Source organism: Kitasatospora purpeofusca, from assembly GCF_034043715.1.
In the GTDB taxonomy this organism is placed as follows: Bacteria; Actinomycetota; Actinomycetes; order Streptomycetales; family Streptomycetaceae; genus Kitasatospora; species Kitasatospora purpeofusca_A.
The window spans coordinates 77,535-93,485 of record NZ_JAXCLC010000030.1 but is presented as its reverse complement, the minus strand read 5'-3'; the positions used below and the strand labels follow the sequence as shown (position 1 = coordinate 93,485).

The 15,951-nt window shown below is 75.0% G+C and carries 13 protein-coding genes and 1 pseudogene; 3 read left to right on the top strand and 11 right to left on the bottom strand.

Annotated features, from left to right (window positions below):
* A pseudogene (locus tag SM793_RS17660) lies at nucleotides 1-264 on the bottom strand (hypothetical protein); the annotation flags it as partial.
* Between the two features lie 516 nt (nucleotides 265-780).
* Here SM793_RS17660 and sepH point away from each other — a divergent pair.
* Nucleotides 781-1,857 carry a septation protein SepH gene (gene sepH / locus SM793_RS17655; protein ID WP_320439145.1) on the top strand — a complete coding sequence of 359 codons (1,077 nt, stop codon included), beginning with the start codon at nucleotides 781-783 and terminating at the stop codon, nucleotides 1,855-1,857.
* 119 nt (nucleotides 1,858-1,976) lie between these two features.
* On the opposite strand, the gene SM793_RS17650 is transcribed toward sepH, so the two are convergent.
* Nucleotides 1,977-2,837 (bottom strand): sulfurtransferase, encoded by an 861-nt coding sequence (locus tag SM793_RS17650; RefSeq protein WP_320439144.1) that lies wholly within the window; start codon nucleotides 2,835-2,837, stop codon nucleotides 1,977-1,979.
* Between the two features lie 165 nt (nucleotides 2,838-3,002).
* On the opposite strand from SM793_RS17650, the gene SM793_RS17645 reads away from it, so the two are divergent.
* A complete protein-coding gene (locus tag SM793_RS17645; protein ID WP_320439143.1) occupies nucleotides 3,003-3,758 on the top strand; it encodes a VOC family protein in 756 nt (251 codons plus the stop codon).
* A gap of 9 nt (nucleotides 3,759-3,767) precedes the next feature.
* On the opposite strand, the gene SM793_RS17640 is transcribed toward SM793_RS17645, so the two are convergent.
* From SM793_RS17640 to SM793_RS17625, 4 genes are all read right to left on the bottom strand, one after another.
* Nucleotides 3,768-4,424 (bottom strand): thymidine kinase, encoded by a 657-nt coding sequence (locus tag SM793_RS17640; RefSeq protein WP_320439142.1) that lies wholly within the window; start codon nucleotides 4,422-4,424, stop codon nucleotides 3,768-3,770.
* A 33-nt stretch (nucleotides 4,425-4,457) separates the two neighbouring features.
* Nucleotides 4,458-5,642: an alkaline phosphatase family protein gene (locus tag SM793_RS17635; RefSeq protein WP_320439141.1), complete on the bottom strand. Its 1,185-nt coding sequence runs from the start codon at nucleotides 5,640-5,642 to the stop codon at nucleotides 4,458-4,460.
* Nucleotides 5,643-5,797: 155 nt separating this feature from the next.
* Nucleotides 5,798-6,397, bottom strand: coding sequence for a DUF5998 family protein (locus tag SM793_RS17630; protein ID WP_320439140.1), 600 nt, complete (start codon nucleotides 6,395-6,397; stop codon nucleotides 5,798-5,800).
* Nucleotides 6,398-6,489: 92 nt separating this feature from the next.
* Entirely contained in the window at nucleotides 6,490-9,432 is a 2,943-nt protein-coding gene (locus SM793_RS17625) for a GNAT family N-acetyltransferase (RefSeq protein ID WP_413815980.1), read from the bottom strand.
* A 229-nt stretch (nucleotides 9,433-9,661) separates the two neighbouring features.
* Here SM793_RS17625 and SM793_RS17620 point away from each other — a divergent pair, with 229 nt between their 5' ends.
* The gene (locus SM793_RS17620) at nucleotides 9,662-9,943 is read left to right on the top strand and encodes an HPr family phosphocarrier protein (protein WP_030396570.1); all 282 of its coding nucleotides are present in this window, start codon (nucleotides 9,662-9,664) and stop codon (nucleotides 9,941-9,943) included.
* A gap of 87 nt (nucleotides 9,944-10,030) precedes the next feature.
* Here the strand turns inward: SM793_RS17620 and SM793_RS17615 are convergent, their stop codons facing one another.
* The 5 genes from SM793_RS17615 to SM793_RS17595 form a co-directional block, all read right to left on the bottom strand.
* Nucleotides 10,031-12,601 carry an ABC transporter permease gene (locus SM793_RS17615; RefSeq protein ID WP_320439139.1) on the bottom strand — a complete coding sequence of 857 codons (2,571 nt, stop codon included), beginning with the start codon at nucleotides 12,599-12,601 and terminating at the stop codon, nucleotides 10,031-10,033.
* Nucleotides 12,602-12,674: 73 nt separating this feature from the next.
* A complete protein-coding gene (locus SM793_RS17610; RefSeq protein WP_320439149.1) occupies nucleotides 12,675-13,427 on the bottom strand; it encodes an ABC transporter ATP-binding protein in 753 nt (250 codons plus the stop codon).
* A gap of 38 nt (nucleotides 13,428-13,465) precedes the next feature.
* A complete protein-coding gene (locus tag SM793_RS17605; RefSeq protein WP_320439138.1) occupies nucleotides 13,466-13,867 on the bottom strand; it encodes an SHOCT domain-containing protein in 402 nt (133 codons plus the stop codon).
* A gap of 195 nt (nucleotides 13,868-14,062) precedes the next feature.
* On the bottom strand, nucleotides 14,063-14,728 hold the full coding sequence (locus tag SM793_RS17600) for a response regulator transcription factor (RefSeq protein ID WP_320439137.1): 666 nt from the start codon (nucleotides 14,726-14,728) through the stop codon (nucleotides 14,063-14,065).
* Nucleotides 14,725-15,948 (bottom strand): sensor histidine kinase, encoded by a 1,224-nt coding sequence (locus tag SM793_RS17595; RefSeq protein WP_320439136.1) that lies wholly within the window; start codon nucleotides 15,946-15,948, stop codon nucleotides 14,725-14,727. Before SM793_RS17595 ends, SM793_RS17600 begins: the two co-directional genes overlap by 4 nt.
* Between the last annotated feature and the right edge of the window lie 3 nt (nucleotides 15,949-15,951).

Below are 15,951 nucleotides of genomic sequence, written 5' to 3'. Positions count from 1 at the left end.
CCCCCCGGGCCGGGGGGGGGGGCCCCCCCCCCCGCGCAGCTGTTCCCCGGTGCGCCGGAAGAGGTGCTGGAACAGCGCCCCGCCGGTGGTCGCGCCGATACTCACCACCGCCGCGCCGAGAATGGTTCCGTACACCCCGAGTTCGGACGCGAGTACCGCCCCCACCACGGTGGCCAGCGCGCTGGCGGCGACCTGAGTGGCACTCAGATCAATTCGCCTGCGACCTTCCTCCGCTCCGCCCCGTTCGGGCTTCTGCTCCGGCATCGACATCCCTCGCGTCAGTACGACTGTCCTTCGAACAAGTCACTCCATCCTGCCCAAAGAAGGACACAAGGGTCGAAAATGCGGTTCTCCGCGAGAGATATATGTGAAGATGATCACCGTCCGCCGGTCGATCCTCGGCCATTGGGGACGCCTGCTCTTGAGATTCCCGTGAATCGCGGGAGACTTGAGCGGCGAGCCGCCCCTTCGGATGCCACGAATGGAGTACTGTTCGTAAAGCCTGAGCCCAGGTCGACTTGTCGACTGCCCATCAACCGGCAGCTCGACAAGGAGTGGTGGCGCAGGCGCGCACGGCGACACCGGTCCCGGATCGTCGCGTCACTCCACGTGCGAGGACGGTCGGGACACCCAGGCGCGACGTCGACGGATGACGTGGCAAAAAGGCAACCGTGCCACAGCGGCGTGGCCGGGCGTAAGCCCGACACGCCGGGGAACTCAGCAAGGTTGTGGCCAGTCGCCAGTGGGCAGGCCACACTCAGTACGGGAGCAGCGACGCAGGTGACGTCGGCAGGCACCACCCGGGAGGTAAGCGTGCCCGAACTGCGGGTTGTGGCCGTCAGCAACGACGGCACACGGCTGGTGCTCAAGGCTGCCGACAGCACCGAATACACCCTCCCCATCGACGAGCGGCTGCGGGCCGCCATCCGTGGTGACCGGCCGCGCCTCGGCCAGATCGAGATCGAGGTCGAGAGCCACCTCCGCCCCCGCGACATCCAGGCCCGGATACGAGCCGGTGCCTCCGCCGAGGAGGTCGCACAGGCCGCCGGCATCTCCGTCGACCGGGTCCGCCGCTTCGAGGGTCCGGTGCTCGCCGAGCGCGCCTTCATGGCCGAGCGGGCCCGCAAGACCGCGATCCGCCGGCACGGCGAGGCCCCCGGGCCGCAGCTGGGCGAGGCGGTGTCCGAGCGGCTGGCGCTGCGCGGCGCCGAGAAGGAGACCGAGCGCTGGGACTCCTGGCGGCGCGACGACGGCACCTGGGAGGTCATCCTCTCCTACCGGGCCGACGGCGAGGGCCGCAGCGCGGCCTGGACGTACGACCCGCCCCGGCGGCTGGTGCAGCCCAACGACGACGAGGCCCGCGCGCTGATCGGCGAATCGGTCGAGCGCGAGGAGGACTCGGTCTTCCCGTTCATCCCGCGGATCGCCCGACTCCCCCACGACCGGCCGCTGCGCCCGATGATCGACCGGCCTTCGGCGGACCGGATCATGTCGGCCCGCGAGGTACGGGAGTCCCGCGAGGCGACGGCCGAGTCCCGGGACTCGCTGACCAGCCTGCTGGACGTAGTGCCCGCCTTCCGCGGCGACCTCGCGGTCGGCGCGCCGCCGCCGGTCGAGCAGGTACCCGCCGAGGTGGCCGAGGAGGAGGCGGAGCCCGCGGCCGCCGCCCCGGCGGTCGGCGCCGGCTCGGCGTACGCGGACATCCTGATGCCCCGGGCGGTGGCACCGCACCGGGAGCGGCTGGTCGGCACCACCGACCGCCAGGCCGAGGCCGACGGCGTGCGGCCCGGGCGCCGGGCCACCGTGCCGAGCTGGGACGAGATCGTCTTCGGCAGCCGGCGCAAGAAGCAGGAGTAGGACCGCGGGACAGCAGGACCGCGGGGCCTCGGAACGGCAGGACCGCAGAACAGTAGGACCGCGGAACAGCACGAAGGCGCGGACGACCACGGTCGTCCGCGCCTTCGGCGTCCGTGGACTCAGCCGGCTTGGCCGGTGACGGCGACCGGGCGGGTCGGGTCACTGGACCACTCGCTCCACGAGCCCGGGTAGAGGGTGGCCGGCAGACCGGCCACCGCGAGCGCCAGGATCTGGTGCGCGGCCGTCACCCCGGAGCCGCAGTACACGGCGGTGCCCCGCTCCCCCGCGCCCAGCTCCCGGAACCGGGCGGCGAGTTCGGCGGCCGGGCGGAAGCGGCCGTCCGGGCCGACGTTCTCGGTGGTCGGCGCGGAGACCGCGCCGGGGATGTGGCCGGCGCGCGGGTCGATCGGCTCGGTCTCGCCCCGGTAGCGCTCCCCCGCCCGGGCGTCCAGCAGCAGCGCCTCCCGGGCCCAGGCGGCGGCGCCGTCCGCGTCGACCACCGGCAGCTGCCCCGGGACCGGCTTGAAGTCGCCGTCCCCGGCCGGCGGCACCTCGGTGGTGACCGGCAGGCCGGCCTCCCGCCAGGCCGCGAAGCCGCCGTCCAGCACCCGGACGTCCGGGTGGCCGGCCCAGCGCAGCAGCCACCAGGCGCGGGCGGCGGCCAGCGAGGTGGCGCCGTCGTAGACCACCACCGGGCGCCCGGCCGAGACGCCGAGGCGGCGCAGGGCGGCGCCGAACTCCTCCGGGTCGGGCAGCGGGTGGCGGCCGCCCTGCCCGGGCGGGCCGGCCGGGGCGGCGAGGTCGGTGTCGAGGGCGACGAAGCGGGCGCCGGGCAGATGGCCGGCGGTGTAGTCCTCGAGGCCGGGCGGACCGCCGAGCTGCCAGCGCACATCGAGCAGCACCGGCGGGCGCCCGGAGTCGAGCGCCTCCCGCAATCCGGTCACCGACACCAGCGGGGAGTCATCGTGAATGGTGGTCATGGCGGTCATTCTGGCGCAGGGCCGGGCCCGCCCGGCAGGGCGGCGCTCTTTGTGCGCTCTTTGCCGGATTCTCAGCGCGGCCCGAGGGTTCGACGAGCGCCACGGTGGAAGCATCACCCTCACTGCGCCGTTTCGTGCGCCTCCCGCCCGTTGAGGAGACCTGTCATGCCCGCGCTGACACTCCGGCTGGCCCAGGGCACCCCGTGCTGGGTCAGCCTGATGACCGACGACCTGCCCGGGGCCCGGGCCTTCTACGGCGAACTGCTCGGCTGGACCTTCGCCGCGGGACCGGCGCAGCTCGGCGAGTACGTCCGGGCCAGCCTCGGCGAGGAGCCGGTGGCCGGGCTCGGGGTGTCCGCGGTGGCCGGCTTCCCGGTGCAGTGGACCAGCTACTTCGCGGTGGACAGCGCGGACCGCGCGACCCAGTTGGTGCGGGAGTGCGGCGGCACGGTCGCGGTCGGACCGCTCCAGGCCGAGCGGGCCGGGCGGCTGGCGATCGCGGCCGACGTCTCCGGCGCGGTCTTCGGTCTCTGGCAGGGCGAGGAGCACATCGGCCGGGAGAGCGGGCCGGAGCCGGGCGGACCGGCCTGGACCGAACTGCTCACCCCGGACGCGGACGGCGCGGCCGCGTTCTACGGCGCGGTGCTCGCGGTGCCGGTGGCCGAGGCCCCGGCCGAGGGCGGGTCGGCACTGCTGGTCGGCGGCCGGCCGGTGGCCGGGATCCGGCCCGGCGCCGAGCTGCGCGGCCACCCGCCGCGCTGGCGCACCCACTTCGCGGTGTCCGACGTCGACCTGACGGCCCGGCGGGCGGTCGAGCTGGGCGGCCGGGTGCTGGTGGCACCGCAGGAGACGCCGCGCGGCCGGGCGGCCCGGTTGGCGGACCCGCGCGGCGGGCACTTCTCGGTCCTGCGGGCGGGCTGACAGCGCCGCTCAGGCCTGCTGCTCCTCGAAGGGGAGGACGTCCGGGGAGAGCACGGCGGCGCGGGCGGTGGCCGCGGTCAGTCGGCGGCGGTGGTGGCGGCGGCAGAGCACCTCGTAGCCGACCTCGTCCTCGCGGACCGAGATGTCGCCGATGACGACCTGCGCGCCCTCGACCACCATGACCCCGCCGACGGTGCGGGCGTTGTGGGTGGCCCGGGCGCCGCACCAGCAGAGCGCCTCGACCTGGAGCACCTCGACCCGGTCGGCGAGTTCGATCAGCCGCTGGGAGCCGGGGAAGAGCCGGGTGCGGAAGTCCGTGGTGATGCCGAAGGTGTAGACGTCGATGTCGAGTTCGTCGACCACCCGGGCGAGCTGGTCGATCTGCGCGGGGTCGAAGAACTGGGCCTCGTCGCAGATCAGGTAGTCCACCCGGCCGCCGGCCGAGAGCCGCTGCACCACATGGGCGTGGAAGTCGAACTCGTCGGCCACCTCGACCGCGTCGGCGCGCAGGCCCAGCCGGCTGGAGATGGTGGCCGCACCGGCCCGGTCGTTGCGGGTGAGGATGACCCCCTGCCGGCCGCGGGCGGCGTGGTTGTGGTCCATCTGGAGCGCGAGGGTCGACTTCCCGCAGTCCATCGTCCCCGAGAAGAACACCAGTTCAGCCATGGGTGGTGCAAGGGCCTTTCGCATCGGGGGAGTTCAGCGGCGGAATTCGAGCAGCGGCACGAACTGCTCGACCGGGGTCATCGAGCCGTGCAGGCCGATCATCGCGGACTCGCCGGGCTCGTTGCGGGAGGCGACGACGGCGATGTCGTCGCGGGCGGCGGCGACCACGTCGCCGATCCGGTGGTAGACCCGGTCGTCCACGGCGGGGCCGAACCAGCCGGCCTCGATCGCCTGGTCCCTGGTGGCCACCCACATCCGGTCGCCGAGCACCTCGCTCCAGACGGTGTGGACGTCGGCGGCGGCGCCGGGGACGGCGTAGACGTGGCGGGCGCGGCCCTCGCCGCCGAGCAGGGCGACACCGGCGCCGAGCTCCCAGTCCTCGTCGAAGTCGATCCGGTCCTCGGGACCGATGTCGATCATGCCGTGGTCGGCGGTGACGTACATGACCGAGCGCGGGGGCAGCTGTTCGGCGAGCCGGCGGGCCAGCCGGTCGACCGCGTCCAGCGTCATCCGCCACTCGTCCGAGTCCACCCCGAAGCGGTGGCCCGCGCCGTCGAGTTCGCTGACGTACGTGTAGACGAGCGCGCGGTCGTGCTCGGCCAGCCAGGCGGCGGCCCGGTCCATCCGCTCCTCGCCGGTGGTGCGGCCGAGGAAGGTGCCGCCGGAGAGCGCGACCCGGGTCAGCGGGGTCTGGGCGAACAGCGGGGAGGACACCTGGGCGGTGGCCACCCCGGCGGCGTGCACCTGCTCGAAGACGGTGGGGTACGGCTGCCAGACGGCCGGGTCGGTCGGCGGCTGCCAGCGCAGCTGGTTCATCAGGTGCCCGGCGCCGGGCACCGCCACCGTGTAGCCGGCCAGGCCGTGCAGACCGGGCGGGGTGCCGGTGCCGACCGAGGCCAGCGAGGTGGCGGTGGTGGACGGGAAGCCCGCGGTCAGCGGCCGGCCGGTGCCGCCGAGCGAACCGGCGGTCAGCGAGGACAGGAACGGCGCGTACTCGGGGTGGCGCAGCAGGAGCTCCCAGCCGAGGCCGTCGACCAGGAAGACCACCGCGCGGTCGGCGGGCGCGAGCGGCAGCGCGGCGGTGAAGCCGGGCACGCCGAGGCCGGCCGCCACCGAGGGCAGCAGGTCGCAGAGCGAGCCGCTGCCGTAGGGCGGCGCGGGCGCGGTGGCGGGGTCGAGGAGCTCGAAGGCGTCGTGGCCGTCGGGGGCGTAGGGCATGGTGGCGGGGGTGGCTTCCTGGCTGGCCGGAGCGGTCCGGCCCCGTGGCGGGCGCTGTCCGGACGGCGGCGGGGCGGCGGTCGGCGCGCGACCGTGCGGGGCGGCGCCGGTCGGCGCGGTGGGTGCGGGGCTGCGCGGTTCGTTCCGGGGCGGGCTCAGACCCGGGGGCCGCTGGTGACGGTCGCCTCGGAGAGGGCGCGGGCGAAGAGCAGGGCCTGGGCGACCGTCTCCGGGCCGTCGCCGGCCTCGCTGACCCGCAGGGACAGGTCGTCGGCGGTGGCGGAGCCGGTGTAGCCGTGGTCCGCCTCGCAGTCCGGGTCGGAGCAGCCGGCCGGTTCGAGGTCGAGCCGCTGGACGGCGCCCCAGCCGATGGTCAGCACGACCTCGCGGGGCAGCGTGCCCGGGGTGTAGGTCTCCGGGTTGGCGACCATCCGGCTGACCACCACGGAGTTGATCCGGTCCAGCCGGACGCTCTCGGTGGAGGTGGTGGCGAGCGGGACGGCGGGGCTGCTCCCGTCCCCGGTCTGCTCGTCGGTGTGGCTGACCACGAAGCGGGTCGGGGTCAGGACCAGGACGGTGACGTGCCGGCGGACCTCGTTGGCGTCGAAGGTGGTCTCCTGGTGCACCAGGTAGGAGCTGATCAGCTCGGGACCCACCGCGGACTCGACCGCCTCGGACACCAGGGCCGGGTAGTAGCCGCTGCGCTCGATCGCCGAACGCAGGTCCTGTGTGGTGGTGGTACCGGTCTTCGCCATAACTCCATCCTGGCATGGTCCGCCGACGAAGCGGGCGGCACGGCGCCGAGCTTCGGACAACGGCGCCCGGGTCCGGACGCAACCAAGGAAGGTTACAGCGTGCTCATGGCGCGCGGGCCCAGATCGCTGCGGACCGGCAGGGGCGCGATGCGTACGCGCGCCCCCAGGATCGCCAGTCCGTGCGGGGCGACGACCACCGGTTCGAGGTCCACCGAGGCGACCTCCGGCAGATCGTCCACCAGCCGGGACACCCGCAGCAGCAGTTCCTCCAGGGCGTCGGTGTCGACCGCCTCGGCGCCCCGCCAGCCGAACAGCAGCGGAGCCGCCCTGACCTCGCGGACAAGTGAGGCGACGTCCTGGTCGGTGGCCGGAACCAGTCGGTGGGCGACGTCACCGAGCAGTTCGGCGGGGGCGCCGGCCAGGCCGAAGGAGAGGATCGCGCCGACCGCCGGGTCCACGGTGGCGCCGATCACGGTGTCCACGCCGCGGGGGGCGAGCCGCTGGACCACCAGCGCGGCCTGGGCGGCTCCGCCGAGCAGTTCGTCCAGCTCGCGGTGCGCGTGGCGCAGCCCGGCCTCGCCGGTCAGGTCGAGCCGGACGCTGCCGAGGTCGGGGCGGTGGCGCAGGTGGGGGGCGGTGGCCTTGAGCGCGACCGGGTAGCCGAGGGTCGCGGCGGCGCGCACCGCGCTCTCCTCGTCGGGGGCGGGCAGGGTCGGCGAGACGTCGATGCCGTAGCGGGCCAGCAGGGCGGCCGCCTCGGGGTCGGGCAGGGTGATCCGCGCCCCGCCCGGCTGGGTGCGGGCGGCGACCGCGGGGCGGGTGGAGAGCGCGGCGTCGACCAGGGCGCGGGCGCCCGCCTCGTCGATCCGGTCGAGTTCGGGGACCCTGGCGGTCTCCTCGGCCTCGGCCATCCGGCGGCGCCAGTCGGCGTAGTGGACGGCGTGCGCGAGGGCCCGTACCGCCCGCTCGGGGGCGGGGTAGGCGGGGATGCCGCCGGGGCGCAGCCGGTCCGGGAGGTCGGTGAGGGCCAGGTGGGCGAGGAGCAGCGGCTTGCCGGCGGCCCGGGCGCGCTCGCCGGCGGCGAGCAGGGCGGCGGCGATCTCCGGATCGTCGGAGCCGAGCTCGGGATCGTCCGGGCCGGTCGGGCGGTCGGCCCGGCGTGCGGCCGGGCGTGCGGTCGGGTGGTCTGCCGGGCGGTCGGACGGGTAGTCGGGCGTGCGGTCGGGCGGGCGGGGGCCCCAGGACTGGCTGCCGATCGGCGGGATGGCGACGGCGATCACCGCGTCCACCCCGGGGTCGGTCAGCGCGGTGTCCAGGGCGATCCGGAAGTTCTCGCCGGTGGCGGCGGTGGTGAGGTCGACCGGGGTGCGCGGGCGCAGGCCGGCGGAGAGGCAGGCGTCGTGGGTGAGCAGGCCCAGGGAGTCGGAGTTGCCGACCACCGCGACCCGGTCGCCGGGCGGCAGCGGCTGGTGGGCGAGCAGGTCGCCGGTGTCGTACAGCTCGGTGATGGTCTCCACCCGGGTGACGCCGGCCTGCTGGAAGAGGGCGTCGACGGTGGCGTCCCGCAGGCCGCTGGCGGTGGCCGGGACGGCATGGCCGGGCGGCAGGCTGCCGGTGTGGCGGGCGCCCTTGACCACGACCACCGGCTTGGCCTGGGCGAGCCGGCGGGCGATCCGGGTGAACTTGCGGGGATTGCCGAAGGACTCCAGGTAGAGCAGGACGACCTCGGTGGCCGGGTCCTCGGCCCAGTACTGGAGGAAGTCGTTGCCGGAGACGTCGGCCCGGTTGCCGACCGAGGCGAAGGAGGATACCCCGAGGCCGCGCCGGTGGCCGGCCTCCAGCAGGGCGACGCCGATCGCGCCGGACTGGCAGAAGACGCCGAAGGCGCCCCGGGCGGGCAGCACCGGGGCGAGCGAGGCGTTCAGCGGGTGCTCGGGGTCGGTGGAGATCAGGCCGAAGGCGTTGGGGCCGATCACCCGCATGCCGGCCGCCCGGGCCTGGCGGACCAGGGCGCGCTGGCGGTCGCGGCCCTCGGGACCGGTCTCGGCGTAGCCGGCGGTGACCACCACCAGGCCCTGGACGCCGTGCGCGCCGCACTCGGCGACGGCCCTGGGCACGGCGGAGGCGGGCACGGCGATCACCGCGAGGTCGACCGGGCCGGGGATCTCCAGGACCGAGCGGTGCACCGGGAGGCCGTCCAGCTCGGTGCCGGGCGGGGCGTTGCGGTTCACCGCGTACACCGGGCGGTCGGCGGCGGCGAAGCCGGTGAGCAGGTCGCGCAGCAGGGCCCGGCCGACGGTCTGCGGGTTGCGGGAGGCGCCGATCACGGCGACCGAGCGCGGGGTGAGCAACCGCTGGACGGAGCGGGCCTCGGCGCGGTGCTCGCGGGCCCGCATGACGGCGAGCGAGGCGGCGGTGGGTTCGAGGTCGAACTCCAGGTGGACCACGCCGTCGGCGAAGCTTCGGCGCTGGACGTAGCCGGCGTCGGTGAAGACCTTCACCATCTTGCGGTTCTCCGGCAGCACCTCGGCCTGGAAGCGGCGGATGCCGCGTTCCTGGGCCACCGCGGCGATGTGCTCCAGCAGGGCGGAGGCGACGCCCCGGCCCTGGTGGGCGTCCTGGACCAGGAAGGCGACCTCGGCGTCGGTGCCGGTCTCCGAGGGGCGGCCGTCGGCGTCGATCCGGTCGTAGCGGACGGTGGCGATGAAGCGGTCGCGGACGACGACGGCGAGGCCGACCCGGTGGACGAAGTCGTGGTGGGTGAAGCGCCGGACGTCCTTGTCGGAGAGCCGGGGATAGGGCGCGAAGAAGCGGAAGTACTTGGACTGGTCCGACACCTGTTCGTAGAACTCGACCAGACGGCCCGCGTCCGCCGGGGTGATCGGGCGGATCCGGGCCGTGCCGCCGTCGCGCAGCAGGACGTCGGCCTCCCAGTGCTGGGGGTAGTCCGGGCCGGTCGGGCCGTGGTCCTGGCGGGCCGCCGTCCGGGCGGGCCTCGGGTCCTGCTCGGGGTGCGGTGCCGCGGAATCGTCCACGATCGTCAGGTTATCCGGCGGCGGGCCGAATGGCGCCGGACGTGCGTTCGCGGCAGGGTGAGCAGGGCCTCTGAACGGGGGTTATGCGCCGTTTATGGCTCTGAAAGAAACAATCACAAGTCCCGAACGCGGCTGCTCGCAGGGGTCGGCTGCATGCAACACTGGTCTAGACAACATGGCCGTTCCCCCCATCGCGGCCATGACCAGCTTCACCGGAAAGGCACGTCTCATGGCCGAGCGCCGCGTCACCATCGGTTGGGCCGAGGGCCTGCACGCCCGTCCCGCCTCCGTCTTCGTCAAGGCCGTCGCGGCCACCGGCGTGCCGATCACCATCACCAAGCCGGGCGGCAACCCGGTCAACGCCGGCTCCATGCTCGGCCTGCTCGCGCTCGGCGCGCAGGGCGGCGACGAGGTCGTGCTGGCCTCCGACGCCGAGGGCGCCGACGAGGCCCTGGACCGCCTGGCCGCGCTGGTCCAGCAGGGCCTGGACGAGCTGCCCGCCGCGGCCTGAACCCCGCACCGCGCACACGTCCGGAGCCCGGGCCCCGTTGGTCGGGGGGCCCGGGCTCCGGCGTGCGCGGCCTCGGCGCGGCGGCCGTCAGCCCGCCGCGATCGCCCGCAGGATGTCCAGCCGGGCCGCCCGGCGGGCCGGCCGCAACCCGGCCACCGCACCCGCCACCAGCCCGGCCACCAGCACCACCGACAGTTGGAGCGGCGGGACGGCGAAGCTGCCCGTCCCCTCGGTGTCGGCCGCCCGGACCAGCGCCCAGCCCAGGAACGCCCCCAGGCCCAGGCCGCCGATCGTGCCGAACATCGCCACCAGCACCGACTCCCAGCGCACCATCGCGCGCAACTGGCTGCGGGTCTGGCCGACCGCCCGCAGCAGGCCCAGCTCCCTGGTCCGCTCGTGCACCGCCAGCGTCAGCGTGTTGGCGATCCCCAGCAGCGCGATCAGCACCGCGAGCGCCAGCAGGGCGTAGACCACCGAGAGCATGATGTCGACCACCGAGGCCGCGCTCTTCGCGTACTCCGACCGGGTCTGCACCTTCGGATCGCCGAACGGCACCGCCGCCGCCGTCACCGCCGCCTTGCCGGCCGACAGCGACACCCCGTCCTTCAGCGCGACCGCCACCAGTGAGTCGGCGTCCTGGCCCTTGTGCGGGGCCCACGCCTCCCGGGTGACCAGGTAGTCGCCGGCCAGCTCACTGCCCTGGTACAGCGCCTTCACCGTGAACGGCGCCTCGGCACCGTCGCTGAACCGCACCGGCACGGTGGTACCCACCAGCCAGCCCTGCTTCTCCGCCTCCGTCCTGGACACCGCCAGGCCGTCGGTGCCCAGCTCGAGCGAACCGTCCACCCGGCCGAGGTCCACGATGCCCGCCAGCCGGGCCGGATCGGTGACGTCCAGGGTCCGGCCGTGGCCGTCCACCCGCGCCACACCCCGGCCCAGGCCCACGCTCTGCCGCACCTCCGGCAGACCGGCCACCGCGTCCGCCAGCTTCGGGCTGAGCGCGCCGGCCCGGAAGCCGCCGGTGGAGATCGCGAGGTCCCCGGCGAAGGTCCGGCTCACCGTGTCGTCCATGGTCGCCTTGATCGACGCGCCGAAGACGGTGAACAGCGAGACCACCGTGACCCCGACCATCAACGCGCTGGCCGTCGCGGCCGTCCGCTTCGGATTGCGGGTCGCGTTGCGCTGCGCCAGCACACCCGGCATCCCGCGCAGCCTCGGCAGCGGCGCGCCCAGCAGCCGCACCACGAAGGTCGCGAACACCGGACCGAGCACCACCACGCCGAGCAGCGTCGCCACCGCCCCGCCCGCCGTCAGCCCGACCGAGGGGCCGTCCGTCGCGCCGACCACCGTGCCGGCCACGCCGGCCGCGATCAGCAGCGCACCGGCGATCCAGCGGATCCGGCCGGCCCGGCCGTCGGCCGAGCCGTCCACCGCCACCGCCCGCATCGCGGCCAGCGGCGCCGTCCGGCCCGCCCGCACGGCCGGCGCGACCGCCGAGCCGACCGCCGTGACCGTGCCCACCAGCAGCGGCAGCGCCACCGAGACCGCGCTGATCACCAGGCTGCCGGTCGGCAGGCTGAAGCCGATCACCTTGAACAGCGACTTCAGCCCGGCCGCAATCCCGATCCCGCCGAGCAGTCCGGCCACCGAGGCCGCCAGCCCGACCACCACCGCCTCCGCCAGGGTCGCCCCCAGCACCTGGCCGCGGGCCGCGCCCAGCGCCCGGAGCAGCGCGTTCTCCCTGGTGCGCTGCGCCACCACGATGGCGAAGGTGTTGTGGATGGTGAAGGTCGCCACCAGCAGCGCGATGCCCGCGAAGACCAGCAGCAGGGTGGTGAACATGGTCAGGAAGCGGCTGGACACCTGCGCGGTGGCCTCCTCCGAGACCTTCGTCCCGGTCACCGCCTCCAGCCCGGCCGGCAGCTTCGCCGTCAGCGCCGTCACCAGCTCCTGCTGGGAGACGCCGCCCGAGGCCCGGAACTGGATCGAGGTGGCCTGGCCCTGCCCCTTCGGGGTCAGGTAGCGCTGGGCGTCCGCGAGGGTCAGCCCGGTGTAAGTGTTCTGGCCCATGCCGTCGGCCTCGGCGCCGAAGGTCGCGATGCCGACGATCGTCACCGGCACCGGGTCGGGGGCGCGCAGAATGGTCGAGTCGCCGATCCTCAGCTCACCGGCCTTGGCCGCGCCCCGGTTGATCACCGCCTCCCCCGGCTGCTGCGGCGCCCGGCCCTCGGCCAGCCGGTACGGGTTGAGCCCGCTGTCCGGCTGCCAGTAACCGGCCAGCGTGGGCGGACCCTGGCCGCCCACCGCCTTGCCGTTCTTGCCGATCAGCTGGCCGGAGCCCTGGATGGCCGGCTCGGCCGCCGCGACCCCGGGCACCTGGCGCAGCTGGTCCGCCAGCGCGAGGTCGACCGGGGCGCGGACGCCGCCGAAGGTGTTCTCGGTGTCCATCACGTCGGCGCTGCGCACCACCGCGTCGGTGCCTCGGTTGGCATCGGCGAACAGGGTGTCGAAGCTGCCGCGCAGGGTGTCGCCGAGCACCAGGGTGCCGGTCAGGAAGCTCACCCCGAGCAGGATCGCGGTGAACGTCCCGGCCAGCCGGCGCTTGTGCGCGGCCAGCGAGCGCAGACTGATCCGAAGAGTGGCGGTGGCACTACTCATGCGCCCACCTCGCTGCGCTCGGCAGGCGCTTCGCGCAATACGCACCCCACGATGATTCGCTCGCTTCGCTCGCTCATGACCCCGCGCCTCCCAGGGCTGCCGCGGGGGCGTGGTCGAAGTCCTTCATCCGGTCCAGCACCCCGGCCGGGGTGGGCCGCTCCATCCGGTCCACCAGCCGGCCGTCGGCGAGGAACAGCACCTCGTCCGCGTAGCCGGCGGCGGTCGGGTCGTGGGTGACCATGACCACCGTCTGGCCCATCTCGTCCACCGCGCGGCGCATCAGCTCCAGCACCTCGGCGCCGGTCCGGGAGTCCAGGTTGCCGGTCGGCTCGTCCGCGAAGACCACCTCCGGACGGCCGGCCAGCGCGCGGGCCAGCGCGACCCGCTGCTGCTGGCCGCCGGACAGCTCGGTCGGCCGGTGCTCCAGCCGGTCCCGCAGGCCGACCGCGTCGATCAGGGTCTCCACCCACTCCCGGTCCACCTCGCCGCCGGCCAGGTCGACCGGCAGCGTGATGTTCTCCCGGGCGGTCAGCACCGGCACCAGGTTGAAGGACTGGAAGACGAAGCCGATCCGCTCCCGGCGCAGCAGGGTCAGCCTGCGGTCGTTGAGGTTCTCCAGCTCGGTGTCACCGATCATCGCGGTGCCGGCGGTCAGCCGGTCCAGCCCCGCCGCGCAGTGCAGCAGGGTGGACTTGCCGGAGCCGGACGGGCCCATGATCGCGGTGAGCCGGCCGGCCGGGAAGCCGACGGTCACGTGGTCCAGGGCGCGCACCTCGGTGCGGCCCACACCGTAGACCTTGACCGCGTCGGCCACCCGGGCGGCCATCCGGTCGGTTTCGACCAGTTCGAGGACCGGGACGGCGGTCACTTGCCACCGCCCTGGCCCGGCTTGGTGTCGTCCGGGCCCTGGAGGTGCTCCAGCAGGGTGTCCCGGCGGGTGCGGTACTCCTCCTCGGTGATCTCACCGTCGGCGTACCGGCGGGCCAGGCTCGCCAGCGGGGCCTCGGTACCGCCGCCGCCCCAGGGGCCGCCGCGCCAGCCCGGGCCGCCGCCGCCCCAGGGGCCGCCCCACTGACCGGCCCACGGCGGGCCCCACGGTCCGCGCCGGGCGAAGCCGCGGCGGCGGAAGACGGTGAACACGGTGACCAGGACGATCAGCCAGAACAGCGGGAAGAGCAGGAACCACGGACCGGGGCCGCCGCCCCCGTTCCACGGGCCCCAGCCGTCCCGGCAGTAAGCGTCGGCGAGCAGTGCGGTGCTCTGCATGTCGGTCAACTCCTCGGTGTGCCCCGCACGTTCGGACGGGGGCCGCGCCGGCCCCGGACGGTCCCCGAGGCCACCACGAGCTTCTCGCCGAAGGGGGGTCCGCCGCGTCCTCCGGGGAGCGGCACCGCGGGTACGACACCGGGAGTACGCCCCGGGGCCCGGACTGCTCCCGGGCCGCTCCCGGCGCTCGCGGCGCTACAGCCAGCCGGGGCGGACCAGGCCGGACTCGTAGGCGAGGACGACCAGCTGGGCGCGGTCGCGCACGCCGAGCTTCACCATGGCGCGGCTGACGTGGGTCTTCGCGGTGAGCGGGCTGACCACCAGGCGGCGGGCGATGTCGTCGTTGCTCAGGCCCATCCCGACCAGGGTGAGCACCTCGCGCTCCCGGTCGGTGAGCGCGTCCAGCAGCTGCCCGCCGGCGGAGGGCTCCCGGGAGCGGCTGGCGAACTCGTCGATCACCCGGCGGGTCACGCCCGGGGAGAGCAGGGAGTCGCCGACCGCGGCGACCCGGACGGCGCGCAGCAGGTCGGCCGGTTCGGTGTCCTTGGCGAGGAAGCCGGCCGCGCCCAGCCGCAGCGCCTCGAAGATGTACTCGTCCATCTCGAAGGTGGTCAGCACCACCACCCGGACGGCGGAGAGCTCGGGTCGGGAACAGATCTGGCGGGTGGCCTCCAGGCCGTCGGTGCCGGGCATCCGGATGTCCATCAGCACGACGTCCGGCCGCAGCTCCTCCACCAGCCGGACGGCCGCCGCGCCGTCGTCCGCCTCGCCCACCACCTCGAGGTCGGGCTGGGCGTCGAGCAGGGCCCGGAAGCCCGCCCGGACCAGGACCTGGTCGTCCGCCAGCAGTACTCGGATCATCCCGTCCGCTTCCCCTCAGTCGCCGTGCCCGACCCCGCGGGGTCGGGCAGCCAGGCCCGGACCCGGAAGCCGCCGCCGTGCGGACCGGTGGTCAGCTCGCCGGCGAAGGCCGCGGCCCGCTCCCGCATGCCGATCAGTCCGTTGCCGGAGCCGCCGCCCTCGCCGCCGGCGGCCGGGCCCGGGTCGTCCACCCGGAGCAGCAGCCCCGCCGGGGAGGACCAGTCCATCAGAACGGTGGCGCTCCGCGCGGCCGAATGGCGGATGACGTTGGTGAGCGCCTCCTGGACGATCCGGAACGCGGCCAGCTCCACCTGGGCGGGGAGCGGCCGGGCGGTTCCCACCGTGTCGACCGTGACGGCGAGCCCGGCGTGGCCGGCCTGGGTCACGAGTTCGGGCAGCCGGGCGAGGCCGGGGGCGGGGGTGCGCGGGGCCTGGCCGTCCGGGCCGCGCAGGGTGCCGAGCACCTGGCGGACCTCGCCGAGCGCCTCCTTGCTGGTCGCCTTGATGACGGTCAGCGCGGCCCGCACCTGGTCCGGGTGCTCGTCGATGAGCTCCAGGGCCACCCCGGCCTGGAGGTGGATCACCGAGATGGAGTGGGCCAGGATGTCGTGGAGTTCGCGGGCCATCCGCAGCCGCTCCTCGGCGGCGCGGTTCTCCTCCGCCTGCCGCCGGGCCAGCCGCCGGGCGGCGAGCTGCTCGCCGCGCGAGCGCATGATCTCGGCGCCGGCCAGGATCAGCAGCAGCCAGGCCGCCGCCCCGGCCTCCTGCCACCAGCTCGGGCCGGGTCCGGGGGCGCGCTGCCAGTCGTGCGGCAGCAGGTGGGAGCTGGCCAGGTGGAGCAGGTAGCCGCCGCCGAGAGAGATCCAGGCCCACCGGCGGCGGCCCCGGGCGAGCGCGCCGTAGACGGCGACGGCGAGGCTGAAGAACACCGGGCCGTACGGGTAGCCGGCCAGCAGGTAGCCGATGGTGACGGCGGTGACGCCGGCCACCACCGGGCCGGGGAAGCGGTCGCGCAGGAGCAGCAGGGCGGGCCCGAGCAGCAGCAGCGCGTAGCCGACCGCGTCGAGCGCGGCCCGGTCGGTCTGCTGGCGGGCGGCGGCGGTGGAGCCGACCACCTGGACCAGGGCCACCAGGAGGGCGGAGAGCCTGGTCCAGGAGGGTCTGGTCCACGGCGGTCCGGGATAGGGGTCGTGGCCGGTGCTCACGTGGTCGGTGCTCATGAA

Bases quoted from the DNA above. Each gene is read 5' to 3' on its own strand.
- SM793_RS17600 (WP_320439137.1), bottom strand. From the start codon at position 14,728: ATGATCCGAGTACTGCTGGCGGACGACCAGGTCCTGGTCCGGGCGGGC.
- SM793_RS17605 (WP_320439138.1), bottom strand. From the start codon at position 13,867: ATGCAGAGCACCGCACTGCTCGCCGACGCTTACTGCCGGGACGGCTGG.
- SM793_RS17610 (WP_320439149.1), bottom strand. From the start codon at position 13,427: ATGGCCGCCCGGGTGGCCGACGCGGTCAAGGTCTACGGTGTGGGCCGC.
- SM793_RS17620 (WP_030396570.1), top strand. From the start codon at position 9,662: ATGGCCGAGCGCCGCGTCACCATCGGTTGGGCCGAGGGCCTGCACGCC.
- SM793_RS17635 (WP_320439141.1), bottom strand. From the start codon at position 5,642: ATGCCCTACGCCCCCGACGGCCACGACGCCTTCGAGCTCCTCGACCCC.
- SM793_RS17650 (WP_320439144.1), bottom strand. From the start codon at position 2,837: ATGACCACCATTCACGATGACTCCCCGCTGGTGTCGGTGACCGGATTG.
- SM793_RS17595 (WP_320439136.1), bottom strand. From the start codon at position 15,948: ATGAGCACCGACCACGTGAGCACCGGCCACGACCCCTATCCCGGACCG.
- SM793_RS17640 (WP_320439142.1), bottom strand. From the start codon at position 4,424: ATGGCTGAACTGGTGTTCTTCTCGGGGACGATGGACTGCGGGAAGTCG.
- SM793_RS17615 (WP_320439139.1), bottom strand. From the start codon at position 12,601: ATGAGTAGTGCCACCGCCACTCTTCGGATCAGTCTGCGCTCGCTGGCC.
- SM793_RS17630 (WP_320439140.1), bottom strand. From the start codon at position 6,397: ATGGCGAAGACCGGTACCACCACCACACAGGACCTGCGTTCGGCGATC.
- SM793_RS17645 (WP_320439143.1), top strand. From the start codon at position 3,003: ATGCCCGCGCTGACACTCCGGCTGGCCCAGGGCACCCCGTGCTGGGTC.